This is a genomic window from Shewanella sp. MSW (assembly GCF_007636515.1).
Taxonomy (GTDB): domain Bacteria; phylum Pseudomonadota; class Gammaproteobacteria; order Enterobacterales; family Shewanellaceae; genus Shewanella; species Shewanella indica.
The window spans coordinates 54,798-69,875 of sequence record NZ_LVDR01000016.1 but is presented as its reverse complement, the minus strand read 5'-3'; the positions used below and the strand labels follow the sequence as shown (position 1 = coordinate 69,875).

19 protein-coding genes are annotated in these 15,078 nt (G+C 51.9%); 15 read left to right on the top strand and 4 right to left on the bottom strand.

The features are described 5' to 3' along the window. Positions 1-9 precede the first annotated feature (9 nt). The gene (fre, locus tag AYI96_RS16055; protein WP_144361979.1) at positions 10-708 is read left to right on the top strand and encodes an NAD(P)H-flavin reductase; all 699 of its coding nucleotides are present in this window, start codon (positions 10-12) and stop codon (positions 706-708) included. A gap of 155 nt (positions 709-863) precedes the next feature. Beyond that, positions 864-1,244, top strand: coding sequence for a gamma-butyrobetaine hydroxylase-like domain-containing protein (locus tag AYI96_RS16050; protein WP_039034067.1), 381 nt, complete (start codon positions 864-866; stop codon positions 1,242-1,244). Between the two features lie 43 nt (positions 1,245-1,287). Here the strand turns inward: AYI96_RS16050 and AYI96_RS16045 are convergent, their stop codons facing one another. The 3 genes from AYI96_RS16045 to AYI96_RS16035 form a co-directional block, all read right to left on the bottom strand. Beyond that, on the bottom strand, positions 1,288-2,382 hold the full coding sequence (locus AYI96_RS16045; protein WP_144361978.1) for an MJ1255/VC2487 family glycosyltransferase: 1,095 nt from the start codon (positions 2,380-2,382) through the stop codon (positions 1,288-1,290). Between the two features lie 9 nt (positions 2,383-2,391). Further along, a complete protein-coding gene (locus AYI96_RS16040; protein ID WP_039034066.1) occupies positions 2,392-2,904 on the bottom strand; it encodes a phosphatase PAP2 family protein in 513 nt (170 codons plus the stop codon). A 121-nt stretch (positions 2,905-3,025) separates the two neighbouring features. After that, on the bottom strand, positions 3,026-3,268 hold the full coding sequence (locus AYI96_RS16035; RefSeq protein WP_144361977.1) for a YgjV family protein: 243 nt from the start codon (positions 3,266-3,268) through the stop codon (positions 3,026-3,028). Positions 3,269-3,602: 334 nt separating this feature from the next. Between AYI96_RS16035 and rraA the strand changes: the two genes are divergently transcribed. Next, a complete protein-coding gene (gene rraA / locus AYI96_RS16030) occupies positions 3,603-4,088 on the top strand; it encodes a ribonuclease E activity regulator RraA (protein ID WP_025011574.1) in 486 nt (161 codons plus the stop codon). A gap of 108 nt (positions 4,089-4,196) precedes the next feature. Beyond that, positions 4,197-5,219 (top strand): formimidoylglutamase, encoded by a 1,023-nt coding sequence (locus tag AYI96_RS16025; RefSeq protein WP_144361976.1) that lies wholly within the window; start codon positions 4,197-4,199, stop codon positions 5,217-5,219. A gap of 75 nt (positions 5,220-5,294) precedes the next feature. On the opposite strand, the gene AYI96_RS16020 is transcribed toward AYI96_RS16025, so the two are convergent. Next, positions 5,295-5,477 (bottom strand): hypothetical protein, encoded by a 183-nt coding sequence (locus AYI96_RS16020; protein WP_143078343.1) that lies wholly within the window; start codon positions 5,475-5,477, stop codon positions 5,295-5,297. A 12-nt stretch (positions 5,478-5,489) separates the two neighbouring features. On the opposite strand from AYI96_RS16020, the gene ubiE reads away from it, so the two are divergent. The 11 genes from ubiE (at position 5,490) to AYI96_RS15965 (ending at position 15,014) form a co-directional block, all read left to right on the top strand. Continuing rightward, positions 5,490-6,245: a bifunctional demethylmenaquinone methyltransferase/2-methoxy-6-polyprenyl-1,4-benzoquinol methylase UbiE gene (gene ubiE / locus AYI96_RS16015; protein WP_039034062.1), complete on the top strand. Its 756-nt coding sequence runs from the start codon at positions 5,490-5,492 to the stop codon at positions 6,243-6,245. A gap of 1 nt (position 6,246) precedes the next feature. Then, positions 6,247-6,879: an SCP2 domain-containing protein gene (locus AYI96_RS16010; protein ID WP_144361975.1), complete on the top strand. Its 633-nt coding sequence runs from the start codon at positions 6,247-6,249 to the stop codon at positions 6,877-6,879. Then, the gene (gene ubiB, locus AYI96_RS16005) at positions 6,876-8,525 is read left to right on the top strand and encodes a ubiquinone biosynthesis regulatory protein kinase UbiB (RefSeq protein ID WP_039034060.1); all 1,650 of its coding nucleotides are present in this window, start codon (positions 6,876-6,878) and stop codon (positions 8,523-8,525) included. The genes AYI96_RS16010 and ubiB overlap by 4 nt, the downstream gene beginning before the upstream one ends. A 59-nt stretch (positions 8,526-8,584) precedes the next feature. After that, complete coding sequence (gene tatA, locus AYI96_RS16000; protein ID WP_144361974.1) at positions 8,585-8,830, top strand: Sec-independent protein translocase subunit TatA; 246 nt, start codon at positions 8,585-8,587, stop codon at positions 8,828-8,830. Between the two features lie 6 nt (positions 8,831-8,836). Continuing rightward, positions 8,837-9,244 carry a Sec-independent protein translocase protein TatB gene (tatB, locus tag AYI96_RS15995; protein ID WP_071475672.1) on the top strand — a complete coding sequence of 136 codons (408 nt, stop codon included), beginning with the start codon at positions 8,837-8,839 and terminating at the stop codon, positions 9,242-9,244. A gap of 10 nt (positions 9,245-9,254) precedes the next feature. Beyond that, positions 9,255-10,010, top strand: a complete 756-nt coding sequence (tatC, locus tag AYI96_RS15990) for a twin-arginine translocase subunit TatC (protein ID WP_039034057.1) — start codon at positions 9,255-9,257, stop codon at positions 10,008-10,010. Between the two features lie 48 nt (positions 10,011-10,058). Continuing rightward, positions 10,059-10,574: a hypothetical protein gene (locus AYI96_RS15985; protein WP_071475673.1), complete on the top strand. Its 516-nt coding sequence runs from the start codon at positions 10,059-10,061 to the stop codon at positions 10,572-10,574. Continuing rightward, a complete protein-coding gene (locus tag AYI96_RS15980) occupies positions 10,571-11,374 on the top strand; it encodes a TatD family hydrolase (RefSeq protein WP_101096351.1) in 804 nt (267 codons plus the stop codon). Before AYI96_RS15985 ends, AYI96_RS15980 begins: the two co-directional genes overlap by 4 nt. Beyond that, positions 11,367-13,268, top strand: a complete 1,902-nt coding sequence (locus AYI96_RS15975) for a diguanylate cyclase (RefSeq protein ID WP_144361973.1) — start codon at positions 11,367-11,369, stop codon at positions 13,266-13,268. The genes AYI96_RS15980 and AYI96_RS15975 overlap by 8 nt, the downstream gene beginning before the upstream one ends. Continuing rightward, the gene (hemB, locus tag AYI96_RS15970) at positions 13,265-14,275 is read left to right on the top strand and encodes a porphobilinogen synthase (RefSeq protein ID WP_039034053.1); all 1,011 of its coding nucleotides are present in this window, start codon (positions 13,265-13,267) and stop codon (positions 14,273-14,275) included. The genes AYI96_RS15975 and hemB overlap by 4 nt, the downstream gene beginning before the upstream one ends. Before the next feature lie 202 nt (positions 14,276-14,477). Continuing rightward, positions 14,478-15,014 carry a thioredoxin family protein gene (locus tag AYI96_RS15965; protein ID WP_071475694.1) on the top strand — a complete coding sequence of 179 codons (537 nt, stop codon included), beginning with the start codon at positions 14,478-14,480 and terminating at the stop codon, positions 15,012-15,014. Positions 15,015-15,078: the final 64 nt, after the last annotated feature.

Sequence of the window (15,078 nt, the reverse complement as noted above, 5' to 3'; positions counted from 1 at the left end):
GGAAGTTCAATGAATAGCATCCGCTGTAAGATAGAGAAAGTTGCCCCATTTAATGACGCTGTGTACCAGGTATTGCTGCGCCCCGAAAAACCGCTGGAATTCAAGGCTGGTCAGTACCTGTGCGTGGTAATGGGTGAGAAAGACAAGCGTCCCTTCTCCATAGCTTCGGCCCCCAGCAGCGAACTCATAGAACTTCACATAGGCGCAGCCGTCAGCGAGAGCTATCCCATGCAGGTGGTCGAGCGACTGAGAAACAACAGTCATATCGATATCGAAGCCCCGGGCGGTGAAGCTTTCCTCAGACACCAGAGTGTCAGACCCAGACTACTGGTTGCAGGTGGTACAGGTTTCTCCTATATCAAGAGCCTGGTAGAGCAACAAATCGCCCTGGGGCAAAAAGTTGAAACCCTGCTCTATTGGGGCTGCCGCAACCCTGAAGCCATGTACTACGAAGCCATCGCCAGAGAGTGGCATCAAGCGCACCCCTGGCTGCATTTCGTGCCTGTAGTCGAACAGGCCGAGGCCGACTGGGCTGGGAAACAAGCGAATCTACTGTCGCAGATACGCTCGGACTTTGTCAGCCTGGTAGGCTATGACATCTATATCGCCGGTCGTTTCGACATGGTCGGCGCTGCGCGGGAACTGTTTCGCGAGATGGGACTGGATGAAGCCCACCTCTACGGCGATGCCTTCGCCTTTATCAAATAACCGCCTTCATCTTTATCCAATAGTGGTCGCTGCATGCGGCCGCTATTTTTGCCACCATTAATGTGTGTCAGCTCTCATCCACCGGGGTGCACAGTCCAAGCGCTCTGACATAGAATAAACAGATACACAGCAACCCCGGACACAATGGAGTTCCCATGAGTCATCCTCAAGTCACATCACTGAAACTGAAACGTAAATCCAAACTGCTCGAGATAGGCTTCGATGATGGCAGTCAGTATCAGCTGAGCTGCGAATTTCTGCGGGTTCACTCTCCGTCGGCCGAAGTACACGGCCATGGCAACCCCAAGCTGGTGACTCACAAGAAAGAGGTCAATATCAGCGCCATCGAGCCGGTTGGCAATTATGCAGTGAAGCTGATTTTTGACGACGGCCATGATACCGGCCTCTATTCCTGGCAGATGCTGCACCAGCTCTGCACCCAACAAACTGAACTCTGGGAACAGTATCTGGCTAGGCTGCGCGCCGAAAAGGGCAGCCGCGAAGCCCTGATCAGCATGAATATCAAATATAACTGAGGAAGGTACAAACAGGTTCCACGAGCGCCTATTCTAACCTTTGCTAGCGGATCAGCGAGCCCAAAGGCAGCCCGCTGAGTGCCCTGGCATCCTGCTTGGAAAACCAGGTATCGGGCAACGTCACCTGCTGCCACAACTCCCGGCACAGTGATTGGCTATCCTGCCAGTTGCCGGCCAACAGCCAAGGCACCAGCAGCTCGCCCACATCCGGGTAGTTAATCGGCTCAGGGCTACCCCGTTTGAGCCAACGTTTCACCGTTTGCGGCTCCAGCGTCATCATACTGTCGGCCGCTGCCAGCAACTCGAGGGCGGCCACATTAGACAGCTGTTCAAACTGCCCAAGCAAGGGCTTAACCAGAAGTTTTTTGCCCAGAGTCAGGGCTTCACTGGCCAGTTCAAATCCGGCATTGGCTATCACCCCACCGCAGCTGGCGAGATCGGCCTTGAAGCCTTCACGATCAAATCCATGCCACAGAATATGCTCAGGTAAAGCAACTGGCGCAGCCTGGCTGTGATACACCATAAAACGGTAGTCATGGAAAGGGAGCAACAATTCGGTGATAGCTTGTGAGCTCTCAAACGGCAGATATACCAAAATATCGTGCGAATGTTCCACGGCGCCACGACTGACATCGACAAAGGGCGGCAATATCGGGTAACCAAAATGATGCCAGTGACACCCCAATGCCTGATCCACCGGGGCAAAGTTCTCCAGCAACCAGTTATTGAACCAGGAGTTCCCCACCTTGGGCACCGGATATCTGAGGGAAGCTTGATGGCTGATGCTTATACTGGGCACTCCCTGGCGCCTGGCAGCCCAGGCCGAAACCGGCTCGAAGTCATTGAGCAAGAGATCATAGCCACTGAGATCCAACTCACGAATGTCCCGCCAAAGCTCAATGGCAGAATTGTGCATCACTGTCTTGGGGATGCTGACCTGCCCCTTTTGAGTAATAAAAGTCAACCCGGCACAAACCTGGTAATCGCCGAAGGCCTGCATATCAAAAAACTGCTGTGGCTGGCGACCGCTGAATAAATAGTCAACTTGAATATCGTGCTTTGCCAAGGCCTTGGCTACAACTCTAGCGCGACTCAAATGGCCATTCCCTGTGCCCTGAACACCGTAAAGTATTCGCATTGATTATCCTTATATCCAAACTGCAGCTATGAGAGTGGCACTGCTGCCCAAAAGAGCCCCCGCCAGGATGTCGAGAGGGTAGTGAACACCGAGAAACACTCTGGAAACTCCAACCAGGCCCGCCCAGATGAATACCGGCAGTGCCATTTGAGGATAAATTTGCCATACCGCACTGGCGAACACGAAAGCCCCCGCCGTATGGCCGGACGGCAGACTGAATTTATCAGAGGGCTCAAAGCTGGCCCTGAAGCCCACCAGAACCTGATGGCATGGACGTTTACGACGAATGGCATTTTTCAGCAGCAGATACAAAGGCAGTTCCACAGCGTACGCCAACAGCAACAAGGCGAAGAAACGTGACCCATCCTGCTCCAGCAACATGAGCAGCGCCAGACACAGGTAAAGCGGGCCATTACCTGATGCAGAAAACTTGAGAGCACAGGTTTCCAGATCATGTTTGCGGCCAAATTGTGTCAGCGCACGAAATGTTCGAAGATCGAGTTCAGCAAGGTAGGCAAACATGGCTGAGGCTCCTTCTGTGGACAGTAGGGAGCCAGGTCAAGGACTCCAATCTGTGTAGCAGTAAAGAGCCTAGTCAAGGGGTGTGACGGGCAGGTGACACCTGCCCTAAGCTTTTATGACATCAGACAGTGATTGCCGCCCGGCCACGATAAATTTTGATCAAATGATAGACGTTAATACAAGCCACAAAAGCGTTCATACCTGCTACCGGCCAGGCAGAAATCGCCGCACCGTAAATCACGAATAGGGTGCAACCGCTAAAGTTGATCCAACGCAGCCAGATAATGTCCTTCATCATCAGAGAAATGGCCACCATAATGGAGGCAAAATAGCCAATGATTTCAATTGTGTTAAGAGCTTCCATAAGGCACCTCGTTCAGGCTCTCTGCCGTCCATAAGCCTGACGGGGGATCCGTGCCCCTAAAGCAGGTTAAAGTTAAGTAAGTTTGGATGGTGCTTATATTAACAAAAGCCACAGCATAGTTGTAATAAAAATACGTTATTTAATGACTCACATCAAAAAATGGCGCAGATTTATACACTAGCTGCGAAATATTACCACACAAATGTTAATAAAAGGAAAATCCAGCAATACCGTGATTGATAACACTTTTCTTTTCAAGAATCCCTTATATACTGGCACTTAGTGCGTTATCCCGCGGTCTTGTCAGACCTTGCGGTTCAACAGGAGTGTAAATATGGAATACAACACCTCAGAACTTTGTGACATGTACCTGGATGTTGTCGATGTCGTCGAGCCTATGTTCAGCAACTACGGCGGTTGTAGTTCATTTGGCGGCTCCATTAGCACCATCAAGTGTTTCGAAGACAACGGCCTCATTCTCGATGTATTGCAGGACGATGGCGAAGGAAAGGTTCTGCTGGTAGACGGCGGGGGTTCTCTGCGCCGGGCTCTGATCGATGCCTCGATTGCCGAGGTTGCGGTCAATAACAACTGGGAAGGCATTATCGTTTACGGTAGCGTGCGCGATGTCGATGCCCTCGAAGAACTGGATATAGGTATCCAGGCTCTGGCCTCCATTCCTGTTGGTGCCGACGGCAACGCCATTGGTGAAGTAGACATTCCGGTGAACTTCGGTGGTGTTACCTTCCTGCCGGGCGATCATATCTATGCCGATAACACAGGGGTAATTCTGTCTCCTGAACCCTTGGATATCGACTGATATTCACTGTTGAACCAAAGCCGGCTTCTGCCGGCTTTTTTGTTGCCTTTTGCTCAACGTAGGCCAAAATAGAGGCTGTTATTGCCCCGTCAGAGAAAGGGAAACTCTATGGAACTGCCGCTCTCCCCCATCACGCAAACCAAGTTAGCTCAATCTTTCAGCCCCAGAGAAGGTGAAACCCGTCTGGGTCAGAAAGTGCGCCTGCTGCCAAGCGCGGCAAGCTATATGGATGCGCTGACTCAGGCCAAAGCCGCAGGCGCCCGTTTTGCCATCATAGGTATCAAGGAAGATCTTGGGCCCAGAGCTAATCTGGGACAAGGCGGCGCCAACCAGGCCTTTGACGCCATGTTGCCGGCGCTGCTTAACCTGCAGTCCAACCGCTTTTTAAGTGGTGAAGAATGCCTGCTGCTGGGGGAGATCATCCCGGTTGCCAATGCTGCCAATGATTGTCAGCAACTCAGACAAGAGGTGGAGTCGCTGGATCAGCAGGTTATAGAGGCCCTAACCCCGGTTTTTGCCGCCGGACTTGAGCCTATCGTCATCGGCGGTGGCCACAACAACGCTTTTGGCTTACTCAGCGCCGCCCGGGCGGCATTATCCAAGCCGCTGGCAGCGGTCAACCTGGATCCTCATTCAGACTTCAGGTTGCGGGAAGGCCGCCACAGTGGCAATGGTTTCAGTTATGCGGCGGCCAACGGCGCCCTGGGGCATTATCATGTGCTCGGGCTGCATGAACTGAAAAACAGTGAAGCCAATCTGGAACAACTTACGGCATTTGGTGGCAGCTGGCACAGCCTGCAGCAGATTTGGGTACGTCGCGAGCTGAGCTTGGAGAAGGCTCTGAGCGATATTGCCCGCCAGCTGCGTCATACGGGGCTGCCGGTAGCCATAGAGCTGGATCTGGATGCCGTAACCCAGATGCCCTCCAGTGCCTCAACCGTTGCCGGTATTCCTTTGTTGGATGCGGCGCATTATGTCAGCCATATGGCGCGCCACACCCAAAGTGTTTATCTGCATCTGGCAGAAGGTGCCCCGGCATGCCACGATGCAGGCCTGGCCGCAGGCTATAAGGCCGTGGGTCAGTGCCTTGCCGAACTAATTTACGCCTACCTACAGGCCAAACAGGTCTGAATGCAACTCCACTCTTTTTGCTTTAGCGACGCCAAGCTTGCCTATGCCCGAATGGGCAGGAAGACACAGCGAAGTTCAGCCGCCATCGGCAATGCTATGGCGGCTGGGGCTATTCACCCCCGGCAGATATTGTGGTCTAATGCGCAGTCTGGCCACGGGGCCAACAGCGTTTTTTACTGCGGCGATCACAGCTTGGCCGCGCAAAGATTCAGCAAGCCGCACCAATAGCTTACACTCGCTGCAATACAAGTTAGTCATAGGAATACACTGATGTCTGAAGGCTCACCAAAGAGTACACATTTCGGGTATAAAACTGTCGAAGCTGAAAAGAAGGCCGACCTGGTAGCCGGAGTCTTCCATTCCGTTGCCGCTAAATACGACATCATGAACGATGTCGCTTCCTTTGGTATCCATAGATTCTGGAAACGCTTCACCATAGAGTGCGCCGGTGCCCGTCCGGGAATGAAGGTATTGGATCTGGCCGGTGGCACAGGTGATTTGACCGCCAAATTCTCGCACCTGGTGGGTGACAAGGGCCAGGTTATTCTGGCGGATATCAATGATTCCATGCTCAAAGTTGGCCGCAGCAAACTACGCGACAAGGGCATTGTGGGCAACGTCAATTACGTACAGGCCAACGCCGAAGCGCTGCCATTTCCGGACAATCACTTCGATATCATCACCATCGCCTTTGGCCTGCGTAATGTGACCGACAAAGACGCGGCGCTGCGCTCAATGCAACGAGTGCTCAAGCCGGGTGGTAAATTGTTGGTATTGGAGTTCTCCAAGCCACAGCATGAGATCATGCGCAAGGCCTATGATCTGTATTCATTCAAGATCCTGCCCAAGATGGGTCAGTTGGTTGCCAAAGATGCCGACAGCTACGAATATCTGGCCGAGTCCATCCGTATGCACCCGGATCAGGAAACTCTGAAGCAGATGATGCTGGACGCCGGCCTGGAGCAGGTGGATTACATCAATATGACCGACGGCGTAGTGGCTCTGCATCGAGGCTATAAGTTCTGAGATGAATGAGCTGAGCCTGACATCCCAGTGGCGGCTGTTGTGCTGCGCCGCTCTGGAGATGGCACTAGAGAAAGTCACCGGCCAAGCCGAAGACGAATATGCCCGGCTGAAATCGCTGCACGGTAAAGTCCTGTGTCTGCAGCTCAGTCAACTGAATTGGCCGCTTTATCTGGTGTTTGCCAAGAAAATTCAGGTGCTTTCCAGCTATGAGGGCGAGGTGGCGGTAACCGTCAAGGCCGATGCCACCACTCTCTATCGCCTGGGCGAAGGCGAGAGTCTCACCGAGCTTATCAAGCAAGATAAGCTGGTCATCGAAGGGGAACTCGCTCTGCTGCAAACATTCAGCCATTTCCTGCAACAGGTCAGATTCGACTTTGCCGAGCCTTTGTCCCGTTATCTGGGCGATGCCCCGACGCATATATTATTGAGCGGTCTGGAGCGAGCCAGGGCAGATTTAAGCCGGGTGTTTAACAAGACCCAGTCCCATCTGGCGCAATTAACCACCGAAGAGTACAAATTAGCCCCTCATCGGCTTGAATTTATTCACCATTGCGACAAAATTGACGAGCTTGCGGCCGCCACGGACGCCTTAGAACAACGACTCGCCAATTTGAAGGACAAGAAAAGCCCATGAGTTTCGCCAGTATCAAGAGAGGATATCAGGTTATCAGCATTGCCCTGCATTATGGTTTGGACGAGCTGTTGCCGAAAAAGTTGACCCCTTGGTACTTTAAACTCTGGCGTCGCAGTCTGTTTTGGCTGCGCAACAAACATAAATCCAAGGCCGGTGGTGAACGTCTGAAACTGGCTATGCAAGAGTTGGGGCCGGTTTATATCAAGTTCGGCCAGATGCTCTCCACCCGTCGCGATCTGCTCAGTGATGAATGGGCCCATGAATTGGCCATGTTGCAGGACAGAGTCCCGCCATTTGACTCCAAGCTGGCACGAGAAGCTATTGAGGCCGAGCTCAAAGCCCCCATAGAAACCCTGTTTGACGACTTTGACGATACCCCGCTGGCCTCGGCATCTATTTCCCAAGTGCACACGGCAACGCTCAAGTCCAACGGCAAACCTGTGGTCCTCAAGGTATTACGCCCCAATGTAGAGCAAAACATTCTCGCCGACCTACAGCTGATGAGCCAGAGTGCCAAGCTGCTGGAAACCATTCTCGGCCCGGATAACCGCCTGCGCCCGGCCGAAGTGGTGGAAGACTACCGCACTACCATTTTGGGGGAGCTCAACCTTAAACTGGAAGCGCTCAATACAGTCAAGCTGCGCAACAATTTTATCGACTCCAACGCCCTCTATATTCCCTATGTTTATGAAGAACTGAGCTATCAGCGCTTGATGGTGATGGAACGTATCGAGGGGATCCCGGTGTCGGACATCGCCGCGCTCAAGGCCCAGGGCACCAACCTCAAGCTGTTGGCCGAGCGTGGGGTGGAACTCTTCTTTACCCAGGTATTTCGCGATAACTTTTTCCACGCCGACATGCACCCGGGCAACATCTTTATTTCCCGTGAGCACCCGGAAGATCCTTTCTATATAGGTCTGGACTGCGGCATTATGGGAACACTTAACGACACGGATAAACGCTATCTGGCAGAAAACTTTCTCGCCTTTTTCAACCGTGATTACCGCCGTATCGCCCAACTATATGTGGAATCCGGTTGGGTTTCAGCCGATACCGACATTCAGGCCTTCGAGCAAGCGGTTAAAGTGGTGTGTGAACCCATGTTCAACAAGCCGCTGGATGAGATCTCCTTCGGCCATGTGCTGCTGGAACTGTTTCGCACCGCCCGCCGCTTCCATATAGTGGTACAGCCGCAGTTGGTCTTGCTGGAAAAGACCTTGCTCTATATCGAAGGCTTGGGACGTCAGCTTTATCCTCAACTGGATCTGTGGCAAACGGCCAAGCCTTTCCTTGAGCAGTGGATGGCAGAACAGGTCGGCCCCAAGGCAATGTTCAAAAAAGTGCAAACACAATTGCCCTTCTGGTCTGATAAACTTCCAGAGTTTCCGGAACTGATATATGACAATCTGAAGCTGGGGCGTAATCTCCTTGGAGCTCAGCAGCAGATGTTGGATAAGTATCTTAAACACCAGCAAAAAGCACACAAGAGTAATTATTTGTTAATCACATCCGCAATTTTGTTGATCTGTGGCACGATTTCACTCAGTCAGGACGCTACACTGTGGCCGTCCTATGTCAGTATTGGGGTCGGAGCAATCCTATGGTTTGCTGGATGGCGATCCAGGCCTAAAATTAAGAAATTTTAATTAGTACATTTTAATTAAAGGTTCATAATTGAACCAAGATTATCTAAGAGGAAACCTTCATGGGTGGTATCAGTATTTGGCAACTTCTCATCATCGCGTTAATTGTAGTGCTGCTGTTCGGCACCAAGAAGCTGCGTTCACTGGGCGGCGACCTCGGCGGAGCAGTTAAAGGATTTAAAAATGCTATGTCCAGTGACGAGGACAAGAAAGCCATCGAGGACACTTCTACACAGAACACTCAGGCAGACCCCAAAGCACAGGCGACTGATAAGAAGCCTGAGTCCAAGGACAAAGAACAGGCGTAATTCCCTATGTTCGATGGTATCGGCTTTATGGAGCTGCTGCTCATCGGGGTATTGGGGCTGGTCGTTCTCGGCCCCGAACGTCTCCCGGTAGCGGTACGTTCAATTACCGGCTGGATCCGTGCCATGAAACGCATGGCTAATTCGGTCAAAGATGAACTTGAGCAGGAGCTCAAGATCGAGCAGTTACATGCAGACCTGAAGAAGGCCGAGAGCAAGGGCCTCAGCAATCTGTCTCCGGAACTGCAGGAATCTATCGATCAACTGAGAGAGGCGGCCCAATCGGTTAACCGTCCCTATCAGGTTGAAGACAGCAAATCTCCAGCCCAGGAATCCCCCAAGGCAGAAGCCGCTGTCGAGGAGAAAACACCTGCCACCGAGACGGCTCCCAAGCCGACAGGTACTGACACTAAATAATGGGTAACGCATGTCGCAACAGCAGCCATTAATCAGCCACTTGCTTGAACTGCGCACTAAACTGCTCAAAGCCATTGCAAGTGTGCTTATCGTGTTTATTGCCCTGGTTTACTGGGCCAATGATATCTATCACTATATGGCGATCCCATTGATGCAGTCATTGCCGGATACCGGCAGTATGATTGCAACGGATGTGGCCGCGCCGTTTTTTGCTCCCTTTAAACTAACACTGGTACTGTCTTTTTTTATTGCGGTGCCCTATGTGCTATTTCAGATCTGGTCCTTTGTCGCGCCCGGACTGTATAAACATGAAAAACGTCTGGTAGTTCCGCTCTTATTCAGTAGTACTCTGCTGTTTTATTTGGGGATCGCCTTTGCCTACTATGTAGTATTCCCGGTCGTATTCGGCTTCTTTACCAGTGTGGCTCCGGAAGGGGTTCAGGTAGCAACCGATATCAGCAGTTATCTGAGCTTTATTCTGAAGCTGTTCTTTGCCTTTGGTTTGGCATTCGAGATCCCGGTCGCCGTGATTTTGTTGTGCTGGGCCGGTGTCACGACTCCGGAAGACCTAAGAGCTAAACGCCCCTATATCGTTGTCGGTGCCTTTGTGGTGGGCATGATGCTAACACCGCCTGATGTCATCTCTCAGACTATGCTGGCCGTGCCAATGCTGTTATTGTTTGAAGGTGGACTCTTGGCTGCCCGTTTTTACAGCAAGGCTTCGGATGAATCAGACGAGGATGAAACCGAAGAAAAACAGGCATAATCAGCAGGCAGCAAGGGCAATAACAAGAATAAAAGAAGGATGATATTCATGCGTTTAACCTGGATTGCTGCCTCTACTGCTGCACTGCTTTGTTTTCAGGCTCAGGCCGGTATCGAGCAGGAATTGGCTCAATGTGCCTCCCTAACTGATAAACTCGACCGGCTCATCTGCTACGATGAGCTGGCTGCCAAAGTCTCTCATGTAAAAGCCACCCAAGTTAGTGCTGCCGAAGCAACCACTGTAGTTGCCGCTGCGCCTGTGGCCAAGAGTGTTCAGGCCGATCCTGCGGCCGACTTCGGTGCCGATAACCTGGAATCCACTATCCAGACCAGCAAGAAAAATGAAGTTGCGAAGATTTTCCTGACCATCAGCGAGGTCGATAAAGACCCCTATGGTGCCCTCAAAATCAGCTTCAGTAACGGTCAGGTTTGGAAACAAACCGACAGCCGCAATTTCCGCCTGAAATCCGGGCAGAAGGTTTATATCGAAAAAGCCGCCTTAGGCTCATTCCTGTTGGGAACTGAAGGGCGCAACAGCACTATCAGGGTCAAGCGTCTGCAGTGAATCAATACCTGGATATCGCTGTCAATCTAATTGGCAGCCACCTGGAACAAGATCTCAATCGAGTTATCAATGAAGCGGCAGGCGAAGGCGTCTCACCGCTTATCATTATTGGCAGCCATCTGGATGAAAGCCGAAGCTGCATCCAGGTTTGCCGGCAATATCCCCGAAAAGTCTACACCACAGTAGGTGTCCACCCTCATCATGCCAGCGAGTGGCAGACGAAGAGCGCCGCCGAACTGAAACAACTGGCCAGGCAACCGGGCGTGGTTGCCATAGGGGAATGCGGCCTGGACTACAACAGAGACTTTTCGCCGCGCCAGCAGCAACGCCAGGCCTTTGAGTCCCAGTTGGCTCTGGCGGTAGAACTGCAATACCCGGTACTGATGCATCAACGCGACGCCCATGATGATTTTCTGGCTATTCTGGATGACTATCTGGAAGCCCTTCCGGCAGCGCTACTGCACTGTTTTACCGACGGCCCCAAACAGGCCGAAGACTATATTGCCAGGGATCTGTACCTGGGCGTAACGGGTTGGGTTTGTGACGAACGCCGTGGACAAGATCTGGTCAGCGCTCTGCCATTAATCCCGGACAACAGATTATTACTGGAAACCGACAGTCCCTATCTACTGCCACGCAGCATGCGACCCAAGCCGAAATCGGGCCGCAATGAGCCCAAGTATCTGCCTTACATAGCCCAAGCTGTCGCCGACATCCGAGGTCAGTCGCTGGAGAGTCTTGCGCGCCAGTGCTTTAGCAACAGCTTGCGTTTCTTTAAGCTGGAGAGCATTCATGGCTAATGCCTACTCCATTCTATTGCTCTTCTTGAGTTTACTGTCTCTCACTCTTGCTGCCGAACCCAGAGTCGCGGTTTCCGCAACCGAAGGGCTGGATTTGGATCTGCGCCCCAGCACCCGAGTCACAGAGCAAGGCGCTGATAGTCGCCTCAACCAGGTACAGAATTTACCGGATACCGCCTGGCATCCAGCCAATGACTACAACTTTATCGAGATGGGCGCCGATGGCCTCTGGTTCAACTTCAGCCTTTATGCCAAAGAGCCGGGCCATTTCAACAGAATACTGGCCTTCAATAACCCCAGTACGGACAAGCTGGAGATCTACCACTACGTCGATGGTCGTCTCCAGCGTCAGCTAACATTGGGAGATACCCAGGCCTTTGGCCACAGAAGCATATTGAGTACCAGCTTCCTCTATGCCTTTAACATCAAACAGCAGGAACAGCACCAATTCTGGCTCAAATTGACCACCGCTGGCAGCAGCTATCTGCCTATTCACCTTTGGGAGCCATACGCGCTGCTACAAAGCCAGGAAACCCGCAATATGCTCAATGGCATACAGTTAGGCGCCCTGGCCGCTATAGGCTTGTTTGCATTGTTTATCGCCCTAACAACCCGCTCCTTCAGTTACAGCTATTATGCCGGTTATGTATTGACCATGACGCTATTGGTTGCCTGCATCAATGGTACGGCCTTTCGCTATCTTTGGCCCAATGTGCCGCAGCTGCAACAATATGTTATCCCTTCGTTGGTCCCTCTGGTGATTGCCTTTGGGATACTCTTTACCGAGAAGGTATTACAGCTCAAATACCACAGTATCCGTATGTTGAGGGCCTGTCGCTATACGGCGGCCAGCGCCATACTGCTGATTTTCGCCACTATACTGCTTGATTACGCACTCGCCATCTATATTGAGATAGTCTCAGTCATGTCTGTGAGCCTGATGCTACTGTTTTTCAGCATATTGCAGGCGATACGCGGCAATAAACTCGCCAAACTCTACACAGTATCCTGGAGCGGGATGACGCTGGGGATCTTCGTCTCCTGTTTCATGTATCTGGGTATTTTAAAGCTACCCCTGATGCCACAAACGCCGGTGCTATTGGGGCTCACCTTCGAAGTCGTATTTATGGCGGCAGTGTTGGCGATACGCTACAACGATGAACGCAAAGCCAAGCAAAGAATTCAACAGGAAGCTCTGAGACAGGCGGAACGGATCCGCGAAGCCAGAGAAGAAACCCTTAGAATGGAAGCCGAGAGTAACGAGAAGCTGGAACGTATGGTACAAGAACGCACTCTGGAGCTGGAAATAGCGCTCAGAGAGCTGAATGAGGCCAACCAGAAGCTCACCGAAAAGGCCACTATAGATAGCCTTACCGGGGTCAAAAACCGCTCCACCTTCGACAAGCGTCTGCAGGCCGAAGGGCGCATCAGCCGCCGACAACAGACGCCGCTGGCACTGCTGATACTGGACATAGACAGATTCAAGACCATTAACGACACCCATGGCCATTTGGCCGGCGATCAAACCCTTAAAAGTATTGCCAATACCCTCAAGAATATCCTCAGGCGCCCAAGTGATCTGGTATCACGTTTTGGTGGTGAGGAGTTTGCTATTATATTGCCTAATACTGATACTATCGGGGCCCTGAGTGTGGCAGAACAGATACGTCACGCCATCTCGGCCTTGGATGTCAGCTGGGATAAACAGACAATCCCTCTGACCGCCAGTATCGGCGTCAGTGTCGCCATTATAGAGTCGGATATGCGCATCACCCAGTTGCTGGAGCAAGCCGACAAGGCACTGTATTGCGCCAAGAATTCAGGCAGGGATCGGGTCTACGCCTTTGATCCCGAGCAAGATACCCTTTCAGATCCAGCCAGGAGCCCAAAGTGAACATAATTACCAGTGCCTACCCACAGCGTCGTATGCGCCGTATGCGCAAGCATGAGTTCAGCCGCCGCCTGATGGCTGAGAACCTGTTGACAGTCAATGATCTCATCTACCCCATGTTTGTGCTCGAAGGTAACAAGCGTACCGAATCTGTAGCCTCCATGCCGGGCGTTGAGCGTTACAGCATAGATCTGCTGCTCAAAGAAGCCGAAGAGCTGGTAGAGCTGGGTATCCCTTTGATTGCCCTCTTCCCGGTAACACCGGCGGAGAAAAAGTCTCTGATGGCCGAAGAAGCCTACAATCCTGACGGTTTGGTGCAACGAGCCGTTCGAGAGCTCAAGGCCGAGTTCCCTCAATTGGGCGTGATGACAGATGTCGCACTGGATCCCTACACCACTCATGGACAAGACGGCATCATAGATGAGACCGGTTACATCATTAATGACATCACCACAGAAATTCTGGTGAAACAGGCACTGTCCCACGCCGCAGCCGGTGCAGATATGGTAGCCCCTTCAGATATGATGGATGGCCGCATAGGTGCCATACGTCAGGCACTCGAAGCCGCAGGCCACGTCAACACTCAGATTATGGCTTACAGCGCCAAGTATTCCTCCAACTACTATGGCCCCTTCCGCGATGCGGTCGGCTCTGCCGGCAACCTCAAAGGCGGTAACAAGCACAGCTATCAAATGGATCCGGCCAACTCGGACGAAGCATTGCATGAAGTCGCCCTGGATATTCAGGAAGGCGCCGATATGGTGATGGTGAAGCCAGGCATGCCTTATCTGGATATAGTGCGCAGAGTCAAAACCGAACTGGGTGTACCGACTTTTGCCTATCAGGTCAGCGGTGAATACGCCATGCATATGGCAGCAATTCAAAACGGCTGGCTGGCAGAAAAAGCCATAGTGATGGAATCTTTGCTGTGCTTCAAACGTGCCGGCGCCGATGGCATTCTCACTTACTTTGCCAAGCAGGCCGCCCAATGGCTGAAAGACGCCAAGTAAATTGAACTCCAAAGCCGCCTTCAAGGCGGCTTTTTGTATTTGTCTCATTCCCGGCAAGAATCCACTCCCTCGTTGAAAAACCTCTTTGTTCAGATCAAAATTATTTAGTGATCTTGCTAACATACATAGTGTTTGTCTCTTTGCGATATCCCTCACCAATGGTTGAATCAAGGTATGGAGTCACCCCACCCGAGGTAGTATGATGCACCAGAATGTAAAAGCGTTACTCGCCACCACCGCGTTATTCTTCAGTTGCCAGGTTATGGCCAATGGCGGTTGTGGTTTCGAAGACAAACAGGAAGGCTTTATCGCCACCTGCAGCGAGGAGAAACAGGAAGTGATCTTAACGGGCGCAGTCGAAGCACAGAAACTGGTGACAGAATTACCCGAATTCAGCAGTGGCTATCAAAGTTATCAGGTAGAAGCAGAGGTATTGGCTCCAGTAAAAGCGGTCAAGAAAGCCACAGAAATTGTCGTCATCATAGGTACATGGTGCCCGGACTGCCACAGAGAAACACCGCGCTTTATCCGCATCATGGAGCAAGTAGCCAACCCTAATATCCAAGTGCGTTATATCGGGGTAGATCGCCAGAAACAGGATCCGGAAGGCTTGGCCGCTCAATATGACTTCCAGCGGATCCCAACCTTTATTGTGCTTCAGGATGGCAAAGAGATTGGCCGTATCGTTGAACGCCCGGAAGTATCTCTGGAGCAGGATCTAGCCAAGATCCTCGAGTAATCTTTCAAGCCACTATGCCGCATAACCTAAGGTGCACTCGGACTGTAGCAACAAAAAAATGAGA